Raw genomic sequence first — 18,388 nt, forward strand, 5'->3', positions numbered from 1 at the left:
TACGGCATGATTCAACCACATTCTTCACTTCCAGAACAAAACTTCCTAGCTAGGTTCACTTCTTGGAATACATGGAAGGACATCTTATTTATTATCATAGGTATTTGCATGGCCAGCATTGGTCTAAAAGGTTTCCTCCTTCCCAATGGCTTCTTTGACGGCGGGGCAATGGGAATGTCTCTCTTGTTAGAAATCCTGACTCCGGTCAACCTTTCCATCTTGATTGTCCTGGTCAATATTCCATTTATCCTTTTAGGCGCACAACAGTTTTCTATCAGCTTTGCCGTAAAGTCGAGTTTGGCCATTTTCGGATTGGCACTTTTGGTTCACTACATTGAAGTTCCAGCAATCACTGCCGACAAACTTTTAATCGCTGTCTTTGGAGGCTTCTTTTTAGGAAGTGGCATAGGGTTTTCCATTCGAGGTGGAGCTGTGATAGACGGAACGGAGGTATTAGCCATATCGGTGAGTAGAAAATCAAGCTTGACAGTGGGTGACTTTATCACTGTTTTCAACATTTTCCTTTTTATCGTCGCTGCCATTTTCGTCAATATAGAAACAGCCATGTATTCTATGCTGACCTATTTTTCAGCTTCGAAAACGGTAGATTTCCTGATCAATGGTGTGGAAGAATACCTTGGCGTGATGATTATGTCACCACAAACTGAAGAGATTAAATCCATGATCTCACATGGACTGGGAAGAGGGGTTACGGCTCTAAAATCTGATGGAGGATATGGTGAGAAAGCCAATCTATTTCCCGAAAGGAAAGTTCTCTTTTGCGTGATCACTCGACTGGAAGTCACTCGTCTTCTTACTGAAATAGAAAAAATAGACCCCAAAGCCTTTGTCATACAATACCCAATCAAAGACACCAAAGGTGGGATGATCAAGAAAAGACCTTTGCATTGATTTGGAGTCAAGATGCTAGAAAAAAGAATCAAGACTTAAAACCAAAAAGAGCCAAGAGAATAATTCCCTTGGCTCTTAATTCTTGAATCTATATTCTTGATTCTTAACCTTTCCTAGCTCTTGATATTTAATACTAAATACTTTGTACTAGATACTGAACAAAGGCTTGGATCCGGATAATTATACGGGAAACTCAGCCTGATAGTCTTTCTTACGAAATAGTGGAACCACTGGCAGTTCCCTCATGAGGCTGAATTAGCTTTAACTTTCCGTCTTTATCTTCCGCCATCAAGATCATGCCTTCTGAATCAATTCCCATCATTTTTCTTGGTGCTAAATTGATCAACATGGTCACTTGCTTTCCAATCAGGAACTCAGGCTCAAAATGCTCAGCTACACCACTCAATACTGTTCTATGTCCTAGCCCAGTATCCACTTTCATTTTGATCAACTTCTTGGATTTCGGCATTTTCTCCGCTTCCAATACCGTTACCACCCGCATGTCTAATTTAGCAAAATCATCATAGGTGATAATATCTTTCATCGCTGGCACAGGAGCGTTTGCTGCTTCGTTTTCTTTCTTCGCGTCCATTAATTTTTGCACTTGTTTTTCAACTACTTTATCTTCAATTTTTTCAAAAAGCAATCCCATTTCTCCTAAAACTGTTCCTGCTTTCACCAATTCAGGCTGACCTGATTCTTCCCACTTAAACTCATCCATTCCAAACAATTCCTTCAGCTTATTCGCCGTAAAAGGAAGGAAAGGCTCAGACACAATTGCCAGATTTGCGGCAATGTTTAATGCGATATTTAATATGGTTCCGGTTCTAGCCTCATCGGTTTTGATCACCTTCCAAGGCTCGGTATCAGCCAAATATTTATTTCCCAATCTGGCTAGATCCATCACAATTCCTAAGGCTTCTCTAAATCTATATCGCTCAATAGAAGAAGCTATTTTTTCAGGGAATCCTGCTAAGGCCTCCAATACCTCTTCATCATAACCCGTCAATTCTCCTCTCTCAGGTATAACATCGTTGAAGTATTTCTTGGTCAGCACAACGGCACGATTCACGAAGTTTCCATAAATCGCAACCAGCTCTGAATTATTCCTTCCCTGAAAATCCTTCCAGGTAAAATCATTGTCCTTCGTTTCAGGAGCATTTGCCGTCAACACATAGCGAAGCACATCTTGCTTCCCTGGAAATTCTTCTAAATACTCATGCAACCAAACCGCCCAGTTTCTGGAGGTGGAAATCTTCTCTCCTTCCAGATTCAAAAACTCATTGGCAGGAACATTATCCGGCAAAACATAACCTCCATGAGTTTTTAGAATTGCTGGGAAAATAATACAGTGGAAAACGATATTATCTTTCCCGATAAAATGAACCAGTTTGGTATCCTCATCTTTCCAGTAAGGCTCCCAATCTTTTCCGTTTTCAGCAGCCCACTCTTTGGTAGATGAGATGTAACCGATTGGTGCATCAAACCAAACATAGAGCACTTTACCTTCGGCGTCGTTTAGGGGCACTTTGATTCCCCAGTCTAAATCTCGGGTCATAGATCTGGCCTGCAAGCCGTCACCAGCTTCTAACCAAGATCGACATTGTCCAAGCACATTGTTTTTCCAATCATCAGCATGATCTTCGATGATCCATTTTTTCAGGAAACTTTGGTATCTCGCAAGATCCAAAAACCAATGTTTGGTCTCTTTAAGTACAGGAGTTCTACCACTCAATTTTGACTTTGGCTTAATAAGATCTGTTGGACTTAATGAAGAACCGCATTTTTCACACTGATCGCCATAAGCATTTTCATTCCCACATTTCGGGCATGTTCCCTCTATGTATCGATCTGCTAAAAACTGTCCAGCTTCCTCATCGAAATACTGCTCAGTACTTTGTTCTAAAAACTCTCCTTTATCGTAAAGATCCTTAAAAAACCCTTGTGCAGTTTCATGATGGATTTTCGCTGAGGTTCGGGAATAGTGATCAAAGCTGATTCCAAATTCCTGAAAACTCCCCTTCATGATCTCATGGTATTGGTCTACCACTTGTTGAGGGGTTTTACCCTCTTTTTTTGCTTTGATCGTGATCGCTACACCATGCTCATCCGAACCACATACATAAAGCACATCTTTCCCTAAAGACCTTAAATACCTTACATAGATATCAGATGGAACATAACACCCTGCCAAATGCCCAATGTGCAAAGGCCCATTGGCATAAGGTAAAGCGGAGGTAATGGTATATCTTTTAAAATTATTTTGACTCATTTGCTGAGGAAGATTCAATATGTTGGGTGAATAAGAAGATTATTTCTGGCCGCAAAGATAAGAAAATCAATCGAGGGAGGTATTAGCCTTCGACAAATTCATTCCTTGCTTCTTCTGTCAGTATTCCATTATAAATCACCGATACGGCTTGATCATAAATTTCAGAGGGTGACAGCTTCATTCCCTCTTGAAATGTTTTTGGAAACTGGGAGATAAACTTAGGGTCTAAAAGCGATTGAACTGCTGACGCATATAACATAACGATCAAATTGATATTCAACCGTGGATTGACTAAACCTTGATCCATACCTTGCTGGATCAATTTATGAAATCTCAAGTATGCGGAATTATTGATATATGTGCACAAGTCCTCCCAAACTTCCGGAGCATATTCTCTCAAATCCTCGAATAGATCTGGGTTGATTGGAGCCAGATAGTTCGCTACCACAGTCAAAGCAGATTGGAGTTTCAAAGGGAAAGAAATGTACTTATTATCTAAAATCGCCTCAATTTTTGCCGTCATTTTTGTTTTCAAAACATCAAATGAGGACTCCAACAATTCTAATTTCCCTGGATAATATTTATACAGAGTCTTTTTACTCATTCCGAGCTCTAAAGAAATTTCATCCATGGTGGTTTGCCTGTAGCCGTTCTTCAAAAAAAGTTTGTAGGCAGTATCCAATATCTTTCCTTCTATACTGTGTTTTTTGCTCATTGGATTTATTAAAAAACAAAGATTTAAAATAATGAATTGATATACAATTAAAACCTATTGTACCCATTATACTTTCCCCTCTAATAATACCTACCTGACAGTTTATGGCTAAAAAAAATGTCACTCATTGCTCCTTCCCAAACCAAATCCTATTTTTACAAGCCCAGATTTTCACTAATTGACTATGAACCACCAGGAAGCTGCCCAAAGAATCGCCCAACTCAGCAAAGAAATCGACCACCCTAACCAATTGTATTACATGGAAGATCAGGCGGTTATTTCGGATTTTGAGTTTAATCAATCGCGGAATGATCTAAACCTATTAAAACCGACTCTTTAATTGATTACAGGTAATTGGTAGATTCTGACTAATGAAAACCTTTTTCGAATTCAGGAAATAATACGAAGCCCCCTGAAAAAGAAAATATGGAATGCCCTGAAATAAGTCATTCGGGATTTGTCTATTGACACAACCCCATTATTTAGGTTTTGGATATAAGACTCAGAAGATCCTCACAGTGGTTTTTCGTTATCCGCAAAGAGATTTTATATAGTGAGCTATGATGGGGATTAACATATGCCGTATATTTTGGAGAAAAGTGAAATAAAGGGATATAAATATGACTTTGTTCATGAAGGAGAAAAAAAACTACCTGTTGCATTTATTGGTCGAACCTGGAAATAGGCTGATTTTGATATTGTAACGAAATAAGAAAAATTTAAAAGGTAGAAATAGCCTTTATTAATCCGTACATAAGCACAATGAAAATTTTTACTAATAAAACAGTTACTCTAATATGGTGCTTAATCGCATTTGCAAGTTGTAAAAAAGAAACTGTGCAACCCCCAAATGTCATTGTGTTTTTGGTCGACGATTTGGGTTGGAACGATACATCTTTGCCGATGGATGGGCAATCGACTCTGTATAATCAACGTTATCAAACTCCTAATTTAGAAAAATTAGCATCTCAAGGAAAAATGTTTACCCACGCACGTTCTAATGCGATTTGTGTACCCTCAAGGGTTTCATTACTCACAGGACAAAATTTTATGCGTCATCAAGTCAAAGGGGATATTATTGAACAATACAACGTCCGTAAAACCCTTTGGTTTCCTCCGGGGAAAGTCATTGAGAAGCCTGAAAATATGCTTCCTGCAATGTTAAAAAAACAAGGCTACCGCACCATTATATCGGGGAAATACCACGCTTGTGATCTTTGTCCTGAAGACAAAAGTCCCACTCCAGAGGCGGCTGGTTTTGATGTGAATATAGCAGGTACGGGGTTTGGTGCACCAAAAAGTTATTACGGTATAGACAGTTTCCAACGAAAAAACACAGAAACACAGCCTATGCCGGGTCTAGAGAGCTATTTTGGGAAAGAAATCCACCTTACCGAAGCGCTAACCATCGAAGCCCTAAAAGCTTCAAAAGTGGCTGTTGACAAAGGGCAGCCTTTCTTTTTATACCTCAGTCACCACGCTGTGCACACACCGATACAAGAGCAAAAACCATATCGAGAAAATTATACTTTGACTGAAGGAGAACCAGAAGCAGAAGCCGCCTATGCAACGATGATAGAGGGCGTTGATAACAGTTTGGGAGAAGTCATAAAAGCTCTTGACGATTGGGGGATTGCTAATAATACCTTATTGATTTTTTATTCGGACAATGGTGGGCGTGTGCTGTTTAGAGGTAAGAAATCGCTATATGGCGACTTTGAATTTAATTACCCCTTACGAAGTGGTAAAGCCTCAAATTATGAGGGAGGTATTCGCGTTCCTTGTGTCGTACGCTGGCCAGGAAAAGTGAAAAAACAAACCGTTTCTGATGCCCCTCTTGTTATAGAAGATATTTATACAACAGTTTTGGAAGCAACGCACACAAAAATACCTGATGATTACGCAATTGATGGAATGAGTTGGTTGCCTGTTTTAGAAAAAGAAGAACCCCAAAAAGCATTTAAAGACCGTTCAATGTTCTTTTTTATGCCCTATCGTTTTGACGGGGTAACATATAACGGCAATGACTTTTCTAATGGAGGTGTAAAACCTTCGGCCTCCTTTATAAAGGGTGATTGGAAGTTGATTTACTTTTTCGAAGAAGAAATTTTTGAGTTGTATAATCTTAAAGAAGATGTTGGTGAGCAAAAGAATCTTTTTGCTTCGCAACCTGAAAAAGCCAAAGAAATGATAAACGCTTTAAATCAAAATATGGCAGAAAAAAAGATTACTATTTTACCTAAGCACTTACCCTCTCAAGAGCCAGTATTGTGGCCTAAGGCAGCATACGATAAACTTTAGAATAGTTAACTTAAATTCCTTCAATTATCATTCTTAACATTTTTTTTCAAGGTATTGAATAGTTCTTTTGAGTTCAGCTATGACCTTTGAATTCTTTGGTTACCAACTTCATTATTTTTATCTGGACAAAAACCATTTAGTGATCAAAAATCACTTGTGGCCATGGGTAAACGATAAATACAAAGTCGAAAACATACAACAGATTATTTTCGAAACCTCCTACAAAAGGTCTACCTCGATGAGAGTAATCACCAAAGACTTCAAATCAAAACTCTACTCTGGTGGGAGTTTAAGAAAAAGTATCTGGAAATAACTTGAAAAGGATATAGACCAGATGAATATGAATGTGAAGGATGAAGCATTTTAATAATTGATGTTTCTTTAAATATCATCCAGAACTCTTAGCTTATTTCTTTACGTCACTTTGTGACTAAAAAAATTCAACTAAACATGAAAGCCTAAAATTCAATTGCTCCTTCCCAAACCAAATCCTATTTTTACAAGCCCAGATTTTCACTAATTGACCATGAACCACCAGGAAGCTGCCCAAAGAATCGCCCAACTCAGCAAAGAAATTGACCACCATAACCAATTGTATTACATGGAGGATCAGGCGGTTATTTCGGATTTTGAGTTTGATAAATTGCTAGAAGAACTGGTTCAATTGGAAACCGAATTCCCAGACCTTTTACAGCCAGACAGCCCCAGTCAGCGTGTGGGAGGCACCATCACCAAGGAATTTGAAACGGTAGTTCATGCTTATAAGATGCTATCCCTTGGAAACACCTATTCAAAAGAGGAATTAATCGCTTTTGATGAAAGAGTACAGAAAGGCCTTGGCGGAAATCCCTATGAGTATTTCTGCGAAATGAAATTTGATGGTGTTGCGATCAGTTTGGTATATGAAAATGGGAAATTAGTAAGAGCAGTCACCAGAGGGGATGGTACCAGAGGAGATGATGTGACAGCTAATGTTCGGACCATTAGAAACATTCCTCTTTATGTAAAAGGAGATAAAATCCCGGAGAGATTTGAGGTTCGGGGAGAGATCTTTTTACCGCATAGAGAGTTTGAAAAAATCAATGCCGAGCGGAATGAAAATGGCGAAGCCCTCATGGCCAACCCCAGAAATGCTGCTTCAGGAACCTTGAAAATGCAGGATAGTTCTGTAGTAGCTAAGCGCAGGCTTAATTGTTATTTCTATCAGTTATTGGGAGAAGATATCGGAGTCAACGCCCATGATGAGGCTATTTCTTTGATAGAATCCTGGGGTTTCAATGTTTCTCCAACTTATAGAAAAACCAACACCATCGAAGATGTATTGACCTATATTGAGGATTGGAGAGAGAAGCGTTTTACACTTCCTCTGGATACTGATGGTGTAGTCTTAAAAATCAACGATTACGAACAACGGGAGGAATTAGGCTTTACCGCCAAAAATCCTCGCTGGGCAATTGCCTATAAATACAAAGCTGAGAGTTCGGAAACAGAACTTCTCTCTGTCACCTATCAAGTTGGCAGAACAGGTGCAATCACACCTGTTGCTAATTTGGCTCCTGTGAGTCTTGCGGGAACAACCGTAAAGCGAGCTTCTCTTCACAATGCCAATGAAATTGAGCGATTGGGACTTCATACAGGCGATGTGGTTTTTGTAGAAAAAGGTGGAGAAATTATCCCGAAAATCACGGGAGTATCCTTAGAGCAGAGAAAACCCGATTCTAAACCAATAGAATATATCAGCGAATGTCCTGAGTGTGGAACTCCCCTGGAAAGGAAAGAGGGAGAAGCCAAGCACTTTTGCCCAAATGCCAGCAACTGTCCTCCACAAGTTTTGGGTAGAATTGAGCATTTTGTTCATAAAAGAGCGATGGATATTGACTCTCTAGGAACAGAGAGAATCCGAGCATTAATCGATCAGGGATTTATACAAAACCCGGCAGACATCTATGATTTAGAGTCCAAACAAAGTGATCTTTTGGGGCTTGAAATGTCCCAAGATCAATACGAATTAGAAGGAACGGGGCTGCTCTTTGTCAAGCTTGAGAAAGCATTATTTGCATTGACAGAGCAGATTTCTTTCAAGCAAATCAGTGACTGGCTAGCCGCAAATACCGAACTCCCTTTATTCGAAAAGCTCAAAGCATTTCAGGAACAAATAAGGAAGTGGAAAAAGAAAGTTCCTGCCAATACCGGCATGGTGGACTATCTCATTGGAAATCTAAAATCCCATGATTTACCGAAATTGGAAGACTATGTTCCAGTTGCTGTAGTCTTGGAAATATTCTTGGGAAGGCGCATTCAATTTGAAGCGATTTTAGAGGCCTCCAAAAGACATGGAACAGTCCATAGAATTCTTTTGGACTTAGACCTTGAATTAAGTCAAGAATTGAGAGAGCGAATCAAAAAGCTAAAGGCAAACACCTTTCAGGAAGGAGTCATAAGCAATATGATGGAAGGTATTGCTGCTTCCAAAAAGCAACCTTTTGAAAAAGTCCTTTTTGCATTAGGAGTTAGAAATATTGGAGAAAACACTGCTGCCTTATTAGCTCAGCATTTTGGATCAATAGACAAATTAAATGAAGCAAGTACAGAAGAACTTTTAGAAATCAATGGCGTGGGTGAAACCCTGGTACAAAGTATTCATGAATTTTTCTCCCGACAGGAAAATCTCGACATTATTTCAAGATTGAAAAAATCAGGGCTTCAATTTGATGCGGAGCAAATTGAAACTGTATCCTTGGGAAATGCATTGGAAGGAAAGAAAATTTTAGCCTCAGGTAAGCTAAACCAGTTCAAAAGAGATGAGATTGTGGATTTCATCAAATCTCATGGAGGTCAATATGTTTCATCCGTCTCTAAAAAGTTAGACTTTATCATTGAAGGAGAAGATATGGGTCCAAGTAAAAAAGAGAAAGCTCAAAAGCTGGGAATTCCATTAATTTCAGAAGAAGATTTCCTAAAAATGCTCGAAGAATAACAAATTTAGAAAACACCTGAGTGCAATTCAATGAAGCCCCTTATCTTTAAGGTCCCAAACCTAGTTACAAAATTATGATCCAATTAAAAGGCACCGGCGTAGCATTAGTCACCCCATTTCATGATGACTGTTCTATTGATTTCGAAGGTCTCAAAAAACTAATTGACTTTGTCATCGATGGTGGTGTAGATTATCTGGTAGTTTTAGGAACTACCGGCGAAAGTGCCACGCTAGCACCTGCAGAGAAGAAACAGGTATTGAAAGCTTGTTTGGAATACAACAATGGAAGAGTACCTGTGGTATATGGGATTGGAGGAAATAATACTCAGGGAGTTTTAAATGACCTAACCAAAACAGATTTTACAGGAATTTCGGCGATTCTTTCCGTAAGTCCTTTTTATAATAAGCCAAGCCAAGCAGGGATAATAGCGCACTATACGGCCATAGCTGACAATTCTCCCGTACCGGTAATTTTATACAATGTTCCGGGCAGAACCATGTCTAATATGACTGCAGCAACCACGGTAAGGTTGGCGGACCATCCCAATATCATTGGCATGAAAGAAGCCAGCGGTAACTTGGAACAATGCATGCAGATAGCAGCCAAAAAACCAAAAGACTTTATGTTGATATCAGGCGATGATCTGATGACCAAAGCAATGTATAGTATCGGTGGATGTGGCATCATTTCAGTTCTTGCCAATGCCCTACCTTCTACTTTTAAGGCAATTTGCCATGGCACTGAAAAGGAAAGCCTAAAAGCAGCTTTATCCTTGTTGGACTATAACTCTCTGATGTTTGAAGAAGGAAACCCTGTTGGGATTAAAAACCTTTTAATGCATATGGACATCTGTGGAGATCAATTAAGATTGCCGATGTTGAGAGCCAGTTTAGAACTCAACCGTCAAATAAAAGCTTTGCACCAAAAATCTAAATAACCTGAATGCATAATGCTCGATCCATTTCGGAACTAAACCAATTAATTCAACAAGTCCTAGACAGTGAATTAGATCCGGTTTATTGGGTCATTGGCGAGTTATCTGACTTTAGATTATCACCTCAGGGCCATGCCTATTTTGAGTTGGTCGAGAAAAACGGCAATAAAATTCAGGCAAAAATCAGAGCAAATCTCTGGCAATTCACATACCGGAATGTTGCTACTCGCTTTGAATCCTCCACAGGCACCAGTCTTAAAAATGGAATGAAAGTATTGGCCCAGGTCGCAATCAATTTTCATCCTCTTTATGGACTTAGCGTAAACGTCAAGGACATTGATCCATCTTTTTCTCTAGGGGAAAGAGCCCGTGTCCGTCAAGAAACCATTGATCGGTTGACGCGTGAAGGAATGCTTCAGCTCAATAGCCAACTCCCAATTCCAGGGGTCATCCAAAAAATTGGAATCATCAGCAGTGCCACGGCGGCTGGTTATGGAGATTTTATCAATCAGATTGAATCAAACTCCGGAGGGTATAAAATTTACCATAAGTTATTCCCCTCACTGATGCAGGGAAATGACGCAGTTAAAAATTTAATTCAAGCTATTGATTCGGCCGAAAAATCTAAAGATTTACTGGGACTAGAATCAATAGTCATTATCAGGGGTGGCGGAGCTCAATTGGATTTAGACTGCTTTGATGAATATGAGTTGGCGGTAAAAATTGCCAAATGCAGCCTTCCCGTATTTACAGGCATTGGGCATGAAAGAGATGACACCATTGCGGATATGGTTGCTCATACAAAGCTAAAAACACCTACTGCTGTAGCAGAATTCTTACTTTCGGGATTCCGAGAGTTTGAGGAAAGATTGACCTTGGCAAGCAGAAGAATGGAGCGAGCAACTAAGCTTAAGATTCATGAGCAAAGTACCATAATTCAACAATTTAGCCAGCGCCTTCAATCCTATTCCCGAAATCGTTTAATCCAAGAACATGATAAGCTGAACTCTTGGCTTTTGAGAATCAATACTTCCTCTAAAAACATGTTGGAGTTGCAGCAATTGAAGCTGGAAAATTTAGAGAAAGGCATTCGTCAGAATACAACCAGAATCTTAACAAAGGAAACCGAGAAGCTGGAAAACAAATCCCACTGGTTAAAGCAACTTGATCCCAAATCGATCTTAGCCAAAGGTTATACCAGAACCGAAATATCAGGAACGCCTATTCATCTTACCAAAGCGAAAGTTGGGGATGAAATGACGACCCATACCTTAGCGGAAAAAATCAACAGTACGATTACACAAATTGAGGAAGAATGACAGAAAAAAACTATACGGAAGCAATGACTCGACTGGAGGAAATTTTAATCCAGCTAGAGGAAGGTAAAAAAAGTGTGGATGAACTCTCGGAACTTGTAAAAGAGGCCTCAGAGCTCGTTAAACTATGTAAAACAAAGCTTAAAACTACGGAAGAGGATATTCAAAAAGCATTTGAAGAAGCTTGATTTCCTAAATAAAAAAGCAATAATATTAGAAATTTAAGGTTAGAGATATAAATCCTGATAAAGGATTGGCATATTTGTTGTAAAATTTGCAATAAATCCTGAACCCATTACTTCACTTATCAGGAATCTTCCTATGCATAGATTACTTTCCATATCACTTTTTTCTTTGACACTGCTATTTGCGAGCATTGCAAACGGGCAAAATTTCTACAAAGAAAAAATCTCAAGAGATCATATTATATCCTTTGGAATAGGGCCCGCATTCGCATACATGGATAATGGAGGACAGTACCGTGATTTTAATTTTAAGTTTAAGCCTTCCATCTCAGCCGCAATAACCAAAAGGTTATCCCCTTTGTTTGATGTGCGTGCAACAGGTGGAATCCAGTGGATTGAAAGCGGAGGAGATCCAAGCCAAAGAGTGATTGATCATTGGAAACTTTACAATTCCTCATTTACAGCGAAAGGCACTGCTTTGTTTTTTGACGTAATGCCTAGCGTCAACCTTATTCCTTTTGCCAATCATATGAACCGTAGTTTTGCCAATTTTTATGGAGGCTTTGGTTTCGGTGTGATGTATACAAGCACCGAGCAAACGAAATCTTTTGAGGAAAATGAAATACCTCAGAGAGAAACGCTTACGACAGCCTATGTGCCATTTAGAGCAGGTCTAAGTTTTCAATTAGGGGCTTATGCCGATATCGCTGCCGAGGGTACTTTGATGCTATCCTTTACTGACAATATGGACGGAAATGTAGGATTCAACAGATTTGGAGACCATCTAGGTCAGGTCCAGATTGTTTATCGAAGATATATTTATCCAAAATTGGATTAGTAGAAAGGAGCTTTTAGCTCCTTTTTTATTTCTAAAAACTCCCATTGATCTATGGAAGTGGCTAGGCCTAATGCTAGCGAATCCCAAAGCAACTGACTATTTGAAGTTTATGTGAATAAAACTTAACTTCAGACTGTACTTTTATACTAGCTGATTTTTTATGGCCTTTGATCCAAAATCAATATTTATCTCTTATGCCTGGGGAGGCTTAAGTGAAGAAGTTGCCAATGAACTGGACCAACTGATAACAGAAAAAGGACTACCTCTCGTAAGAGACAAAAGAAACCTTGGTTTTAAAGGCCTCATAAAAGACTTTATGAGGAAAATTGGAACAGGAAATTCTGTCCTTCTTGTCATCAGTGATAAATACCTCAAGTCACCCAATTGCATGTTTGAGCTATTGGAAGTTCAGAAAAAGGGAAACATCCATTCCCGGGTTTTCCCTATTGTATTGGGAGATGCAAACATCTACAAACCCATTGGCATAATTTCCTATTTAAGGTATTGGGAGGATCAAATCGATGAGCTCAATAAGGCACTAAAAGACTTGGATAGCTTTGCCGATACGCAAGGAATAAGAGACGACATTGATCTCTACACTGACATTCGAGGCGCTATCGCACAATTAGCCAATATCTTTCGGGATATGAACACCCTCTCTTTGGAGGAGATGAAAGCTAAAAACTACTCCCCTTTATTAGACCAACTTTTAGATAGAACGGAGGATAATCAAACCCCTAGCCCCACTCCTAGCCCTAAAACAAATAAATACGGCAAAGTACTTTATCATATCCCCGATATGATGCAGATCGAAGCATGGACACGTTGTATTGTACGTTTAGCTTGGGATGAAATTCTATTGAAAGAGGGCCTTAATTTACCAAAAGACTCTGAAGTCATAGAAGAAATACGTCTTGGAAAAGTGATGCAGGTAAATCTAGAAGAAGGAAAAGGGGATGGAAATTTTGAAATCGACCCCCTCTCTTCTACCGAGCAATTTATTTTCGAAGATGATTACACAGAATGGCTTTTTGATGTTCGAGCCAAGAAAGAAGGAACCTTCACTTTGGTATTAAGGGTAACCTTACTTCAAATTATTGAAGGATTTGGAGAAAGGAAAAAAGACATTGTCTTAGAGAGAAATGTCAAAACTGAAGCATTTGTACCTGAATCTCTCCCTAACTTTGAGGTAGCCCAAAGTAGCTTAGCCAAAGGGGATGAAAAAGGCAAAATATATCCTACTCTTTCCGACGAGATGGATGTCAATGAAGTCCAAAAAGTAGAATCTTTAGCGCCAAACCCTAGGAAAAGAAGTCCTGCTCCCCCTCCTATGCCTGCTCCTTCAGCGGAACCTATCGAGAGAGAAGCTACTTCTCCAGGAAATACATCAGACCCTAAACCAAAATCTGTTTTAAGAAAACTGATGCCTTATGCAGCCTCGATCGCTTTTGTGATTATCGCAGGCATATTTATCCTTCCTAATTTCAACAATCAAAGCAGTCCCGTCTCTAGCGGGGATATGGTGTCCGAAAAGCCTTCCGAAATGATTCCTCCCCCAGTAATAGAGGCACCAAATCTCCCAATTACAATAGAAAATGAAAACGTCCTTATTTCTATCAAACCAATTGGCAATAATTCAGCAGGTCAAGGCAGTTTCAAAGCAAAAGTTTTCTTGGTAAATCCTGCATCTTTAGATTCGTTGTACAGTGATTCAACCATTGTAGATTTCATTCCAATTTCTGACACAGTGAGGTACCTCAAGGGAAATACTAAAATCTATTCCGCTGCAGAAATTAAGGACTCTATTAAAACTAAAAGAAAACCTGCTGCAGCATTTCAGGCACCTGCGCAGGTGGTAATTGACAATAATTAACGATGTCTTCTATTGGCTAACCTTACCCAGAGACTGCAAGAATTTTCTAGGGATGCTTACGAGCATATTTTGATAGATACTAGGAATTCGAATTAAGAAATAGTCTTTATTTCCTTTCTCTATTACCTCCCCAGTCATATGTTGGAGAGCGCCGCCAATCACTTCTACCTTTTCTCCAGCCTCGATGACACTTCCATCTGACTCCACCGCTACACCGGTAGAAATGATCCTTTCAATGGTCTCAAGCTCCTCATCTCGTACTGTTGCATGCTGTCCGGAGAAATGAACAAACTTCACCGCCCCGGGCACTTGAAGGCATTCCCATAATTGGTTGCGGGTTGTTTTCACAAAAACATATCCATTAAAAAGTGGTTTTTCTACCTTCTTCTTCCGGTCTGACCATTGTCTGATTTCTTCAATAATTGGCAAATAAACTTCCTTGCCATTTTCTCTTAATCTCTTTGCTACCTTTTTCTCTGATCGAGAGGCAGTATACATGACAAACCACTTCAACTCATTCATTCTTGTAATCTATTTGGGTATTCAAAATTAACATTTTTTAGCAGCAAAGGTCGAACCAAGTGGGCTTAAAAATCAAAAAACCCCCGGGATAGAACCCCGGAGGTTTTATTAAAAAAACCACCAACCTTAAAACAATCATGCTTTAATTCTCTTTAGGCGCATATTTAACTTATCGGCCAAGAGATACATGACTGGTACAATTACTAACGTGAGGAAGGTCGCAAAGGTTAACCCGAAAATAACTGTCCAGGCCATTGGACCCCAAAATGCTGCGTTATCCCCTCCTACATAAAACTGTGGATCAAAATCACTCAAAAGCGTACCGAAATTAATATTCATACCAATCGCAAGTGGAATTAATCCTAAGACTGTAGTGATTGCTGTCAGCAATACCGGTCTTAACCTGGTTTTTCCTGACTCTACAATACTAGAGATCATCAGATTAAATGGTAAATGATCTTTTGGACCCATCCCCAACTCTTCTCGCTTACGCTCTCTCACCAAATTGGTATAGTCAATCAATACAATGGCATTATTTACCACGACACCAGCCAGGGAAATAATACCGATACCCGTCATAATCACAACGAAGTCCATATTGAAAATCACCAATCCTAAGAACACCCCAATGGTACTTAATACGACTGATGCCATGATGATAAATGGTGTAGTCACAGAATTAAACTGTGCTACGATGATCAGGAAAATCAAAGAAACAGCGATTCCCAATGCTCCCAGCAAGAAGTCCATTGATTTCTGTTGCTCCTCTTGCTCACCCGTATATTTCATAGAGATTCCATCTGGAACACTGTAATTCTGAAGGGCCGCCTGAATTTGCGCATTGACTTCAGTAGGGTTATAGCCATCCAAAACATTGGAGTAAACAGTTATCGCTTTATCCAGATCTTTTCTTTTTACAGATCCATAAGTAGAACCGTATTTAATCTGAGCTACCGCTGAAATCGGCACTTCACGCTTAGTTCCAAACTTATCTCTAAACCCGATTTTCTTATTGACCAAAGTATTGATATCATACCTGAAACCTTCCTTCAACCTAAGCTGGATTGGATAATCATCCTCTCCTTCTTTGTATTTAGATACTTCCAGACCAAATAATGCCGTTCTTAAGTCATTGGCAATTTCAGAAGTAGAAAGCCCAAATCTTCTGGCTTTTTCACGATCGATATTCAAAATCACTTCTGGGCTACCAAGAGATAAATCAGACTTCAATTCTTCAATACCAGGAATATTAAGGTTAGTCAAATACTCCCTCGTTTTATTTACATAAGCGATCAACTGATCGTAATCTTCTCCTACAAACTCAATGTTGACTGCCTTACCTGTTGGCGGACCATTTCGTTGCTTATCGACGGTGATCAATACCCCTGGATATTTTTCAACCAATTCACGAATTGCCTCCATGGCATCATTGGTGTTGATTCCTTGACGATCAATATAATCCACAAAACCAATGGTAATTTTCGCCTTATGAGGTGTAGGTTGGTTACTTGGACCTTCCAAAGGATCTCCAGTTCCTTCACCTACCTGGCTAATCACAGACTCCAAAATATCGGTATAATCATCCAGTGCCACCATCAACTCATCTTCCATTCCGTCCACAAACTCATTTGTCGCCTCGATGTCAGTTCCAATAGGGAACTCAATAAAGACATTGATCAACTGAGGCTGATTGTCTGGAAAGAATAGCACTTTCGGAGCTCTAATTCCTAATAGTACCAATGAGAAAAATAACAATAGAACTGTTCCTCCTAGGAATAGGTAGGGTTTCTTTCCATTGAGGGCGAACTCCAACATGGATTCATAAAAGTTCTCAAGCTTCACCAAGAGTACTGTCTGGAACCAACGAATGGCTTTACGAAGTAAAAAGACATTAAATAACGTAAGAAAACATCCTACCAATAATAATGTCCCTATCGCAGTGACACCTAACAAATAAAAGATCGTAGAAAGAACTAATAATACTCCAGCCACAATGATCGATTTCTGCTTTGGTTTATCCTTTGTCACATCCTCTACTTTCATATAAAGTGCTGTCAACACCGGGTTAATCACCAAGGCCACAAACAAGGAAGAGGAAAGTACAATAATCAAAGTGATTGGAAGGAACTTCATGAATTCGCCCACGATGTCTTTCCAAAATGCCAATGGTAAGAATGCTGCAAGTGTGGTGGCGGTGGATGTAATGATTGGCCATGCCACTTCTCCAACACCCTCTTTTGCTGCCTGCACAGCATCTTTCCCTTCAGACATCAATCGATAGATGTTTTCTACTACCACGATTCCATTATCCACCAGCATTCCCAGAGCCAAAATCAAAGAGAATAGCACCATTAAGTTTAAGGTGATCCCAAATGCATTTAGCACCAAGAAAGAAATAAACATGGAAAGTGGAATCGCAATCCCTACAAACAATGCATTCCTAAAACCAAGGAAAAACATCAGTACCAAAACCACCAGAATAACTCCGAAAATAATGGAGTTTTCAAGGTCAGATACTTGAAGTCTGGTTTGCTTAGACTGATCATTGGTTATAGTTATTTCCAAATCTGGAGGAAATCTATTGGCCTTTGTAGTCTCAATAATCTCTTTGATCTTATCCGCAGCGTAAAGCAAATTCTCTCCACTTCGTTTCACCACGTTGATGGTAACTACCGGAAGGTTTTTGCTTCGGGCATAACTTGTTCTTTCCTTATAAGTGTCTTTGACTTCAGCAACATCCCGTAGGTATACAATCTTTTGATTATCTGTCTTGACAATCACATTTTGCAAGTCCATAGGATCATCAAACTCCCCATCTACACGAAGGGTACGCTGATAATCACCCGTACGGATATTTCCTCCGGAAATGGTGACGTTTTCCGTTTGCACTGCTTGCGCAATATCATTAAAACTTACTCCCACAGACTCCATCTTGTAAGGGTCTGCATTGATCTGAATCTCGCGCTCCACAGTTCCTGCTAAATCAGCTTTGGAGATTTCCGGTAATTTCTCAATCTCATCTTCCAGATACTCTCCAAACTTCTTCAGTTCGGCTTCCGAGTAATTTCCAGAAATATTCACGTTCATGATTGGGAAATCAGAAGTATTCACTTCCAGGACATTGGGATCTTGATCCAGGTCTGTTGGAAGTTCACTTTTGGATTTATCCACGGCATCTTTTACATCCTGAATAGCTTTGGAAATCTCCACTCCAGGATTAAACTCAATCACAATCGATGAGAAATCCTGAACAGAGGTAGAATTAATATCCTTGATATCATTCAGTGATTTCAACTCCTTCTCTATCGGACGGGTAATCAGATTCTCCATATCCACTGGAGAGTTTCCAGGGTAAGGAGTTCCTACATAAACCGTAGGAATTACAATTTCCGGGAAACTTTCCTTCGGCATATTTCTATATGCACTTAGCCCCAGAACAGTAATAATTAATGTAAGAATGACCACCGAAGTGGAATTGTCCACACTCAGGCTAGACAATCCAAATTCACGAGTTTTTTGTGGTTTTTGATTTTCTGCCATCT

The 18,388-nt window shown here is 39.5% G+C and carries 13 protein-coding genes; 9 read left to right on the forward strand and 4 right to left on the reverse strand.

From position 1 onward, the window contains the following. The first annotated feature begins 6 nt into the window (after window positions 1-6). Window positions 7-912, forward strand: coding sequence for a YitT family protein (locus ALPR1_RS15715; protein ID WP_008202163.1), 906 nt, complete (start codon window positions 7-9; stop codon window positions 910-912). A gap of 211 nt (window positions 913-1,123) precedes the next feature. On the opposite strand, the gene metG is transcribed toward ALPR1_RS15715, so the two are convergent. Together metG and ALPR1_RS15725 are read right to left on the reverse strand one after the other, a co-directional pair. Then, window positions 1,124-3,184 carry a methionine--tRNA ligase gene (gene metG, locus ALPR1_RS15720; protein ID WP_008202164.1) on the reverse strand — a complete coding sequence of 687 codons (2,061 nt, stop codon included), beginning with the start codon at window positions 3,182-3,184 and terminating at the stop codon, window positions 1,124-1,126. 82 nt (window positions 3,185-3,266) lie between these two features. Beyond that, the gene (locus ALPR1_RS15725) at window positions 3,267-3,899 is read right to left on the reverse strand and encodes a TetR/AcrR family transcriptional regulator (protein ID WP_008202165.1); all 633 of its coding nucleotides are present in this window, start codon (window positions 3,897-3,899) and stop codon (window positions 3,267-3,269) included. A gap of 184 nt (window positions 3,900-4,083) precedes the next feature. On the opposite strand from ALPR1_RS15725, the gene ALPR1_RS20840 reads away from it, so the two are divergent. The 8 genes from ALPR1_RS20840 (at window position 4,084) to ALPR1_RS20425 (ending at window position 14,324) form a co-directional block, all read left to right on the forward strand. Then, window positions 4,084-4,239 (forward strand): DNA ligase, NAD-dependent, encoded by a 156-nt coding sequence (locus tag ALPR1_RS20840; protein WP_008202167.1) that lies wholly within the window; start codon window positions 4,084-4,086, stop codon window positions 4,237-4,239. Between the two features lie 422 nt (window positions 4,240-4,661). Continuing rightward, window positions 4,662-6,200: a sulfatase gene (locus tag ALPR1_RS15730; RefSeq protein WP_008202169.1), complete on the forward strand. Its 1,539-nt coding sequence runs from the start codon at window positions 4,662-4,664 to the stop codon at window positions 6,198-6,200. 526 nt (window positions 6,201-6,726) lie between these two features. Continuing rightward, window positions 6,727-9,177: an NAD-dependent DNA ligase LigA gene (gene ligA, locus ALPR1_RS15740; protein ID WP_040302925.1), complete on the forward strand. Its 2,451-nt coding sequence runs from the start codon at window positions 6,727-6,729 to the stop codon at window positions 9,175-9,177. A 74-nt stretch (window positions 9,178-9,251) separates the two neighbouring features. Next, window positions 9,252-10,115, forward strand: a complete 864-nt coding sequence (dapA, locus tag ALPR1_RS15745; RefSeq protein WP_008202171.1) for a 4-hydroxy-tetrahydrodipicolinate synthase — start codon at window positions 9,252-9,254, stop codon at window positions 10,113-10,115. A gap of 5 nt (window positions 10,116-10,120) precedes the next feature. Continuing rightward, complete coding sequence (xseA, locus tag ALPR1_RS15750) at window positions 10,121-11,431, forward strand: exodeoxyribonuclease VII large subunit (protein WP_008202172.1); 1,311 nt, start codon at window positions 10,121-10,123, stop codon at window positions 11,429-11,431. Then, the gene (gene xseB, locus ALPR1_RS15755; RefSeq protein WP_008202173.1) at window positions 11,428-11,616 is read left to right on the forward strand and encodes an exodeoxyribonuclease VII small subunit; all 189 of its coding nucleotides are present in this window, start codon (window positions 11,428-11,430) and stop codon (window positions 11,614-11,616) included. The genes xseA and xseB overlap by 4 nt, the downstream gene beginning before the upstream one ends. Window positions 11,617-11,749: 133 nt before the next feature. Beyond that, window positions 11,750-12,451 (forward strand): hypothetical protein, encoded by a 702-nt coding sequence (locus ALPR1_RS15760; RefSeq protein WP_008202174.1) that lies wholly within the window; start codon window positions 11,750-11,752, stop codon window positions 12,449-12,451. A gap of 160 nt (window positions 12,452-12,611) precedes the next feature. After that, window positions 12,612-14,324, forward strand: a complete 1,713-nt coding sequence (locus ALPR1_RS20425; RefSeq protein WP_008202175.1) for a toll/interleukin-1 receptor domain-containing protein — start codon at window positions 12,612-12,614, stop codon at window positions 14,322-14,324. A gap of 9 nt (window positions 14,325-14,333) precedes the next feature. Here the strand turns inward: ALPR1_RS20425 and ALPR1_RS15770 are convergent, their stop codons facing one another. Together ALPR1_RS15770 and ALPR1_RS15775 are read right to left on the reverse strand one after the other, a co-directional pair. Then, window positions 14,334-14,846, reverse strand: coding sequence for a UpxY family transcription antiterminator (locus ALPR1_RS15770; RefSeq protein WP_008202177.1), 513 nt, complete (start codon window positions 14,844-14,846; stop codon window positions 14,334-14,336). Window positions 14,847-14,981: 135 nt separating this feature from the next. Next, entirely contained in the window at window positions 14,982-18,386 is a 3,405-nt protein-coding gene (locus tag ALPR1_RS15775; RefSeq protein WP_008202179.1) for an efflux RND transporter permease subunit, read from the reverse strand. Between the last annotated feature and the right edge of the window lie 2 nt (window positions 18,387-18,388).

Source organism: Algoriphagus machipongonensis (genome assembly GCF_000166275.1).
In the GTDB taxonomy this organism is placed as follows: Bacteria; Bacteroidota; Bacteroidia; order Cytophagales; family Cyclobacteriaceae; genus Algoriphagus; species Algoriphagus machipongonensis.

Coding starts and splice junctions, on each gene's coding strand:
- ALPR1_RS15715 (WP_008202163.1), top strand. CDS start 7: ATGATTCAACCACATTCTTCACTTCCAGAACAAAACTTCCTAGCTAGG.
- metG (WP_008202164.1), bottom strand. CDS start 3,184: ATGAGTCAAAATAATTTTAAAAGATATACCATTACCTCCGCTTTACCT.
- ALPR1_RS15725 (WP_008202165.1), bottom strand. CDS start 3,899: ATGAGCAAAAAACACAGTATAGAAGGAAAGATATTGGATACTGCCTAC.
- ALPR1_RS20840 (WP_008202167.1), top strand. CDS start 4,084: ATGAACCACCAGGAAGCTGCCCAAAGAATCGCCCAACTCAGCAAAGAA.
- ALPR1_RS15730 (WP_008202169.1), top strand. CDS start 4,662: ATGAAAATTTTTACTAATAAAACAGTTACTCTAATATGGTGCTTAATC.
- ligA (WP_040302925.1), top strand. CDS start 6,727: ATGAACCACCAGGAAGCTGCCCAAAGAATCGCCCAACTCAGCAAAGAA.
- dapA (WP_008202171.1), top strand. CDS start 9,252: ATGATCCAATTAAAAGGCACCGGCGTAGCATTAGTCACCCCATTTCAT.
- xseA (WP_008202172.1), top strand. CDS start 10,121: ATGCATAATGCTCGATCCATTTCGGAACTAAACCAATTAATTCAACAA.
- xseB (WP_008202173.1), top strand. CDS start 11,428: ATGACAGAAAAAAACTATACGGAAGCAATGACTCGACTGGAGGAAATT.
- ALPR1_RS15760 (WP_008202174.1), top strand. CDS start 11,750: ATGCATAGATTACTTTCCATATCACTTTTTTCTTTGACACTGCTATTT.
- ALPR1_RS20425 (WP_008202175.1), top strand. CDS start 12,612: ATGGCCTTTGATCCAAAATCAATATTTATCTCTTATGCCTGGGGAGGC.
- ALPR1_RS15770 (WP_008202177.1), bottom strand. CDS start 14,846: ATGAATGAGTTGAAGTGGTTTGTCATGTATACTGCCTCTCGATCAGAG.
- ALPR1_RS15775 (WP_008202179.1), bottom strand. CDS start 18,386: ATGGCAGAAAATCAAAAACCACAAAAAACTCGTGAATTTGGATTGTCT.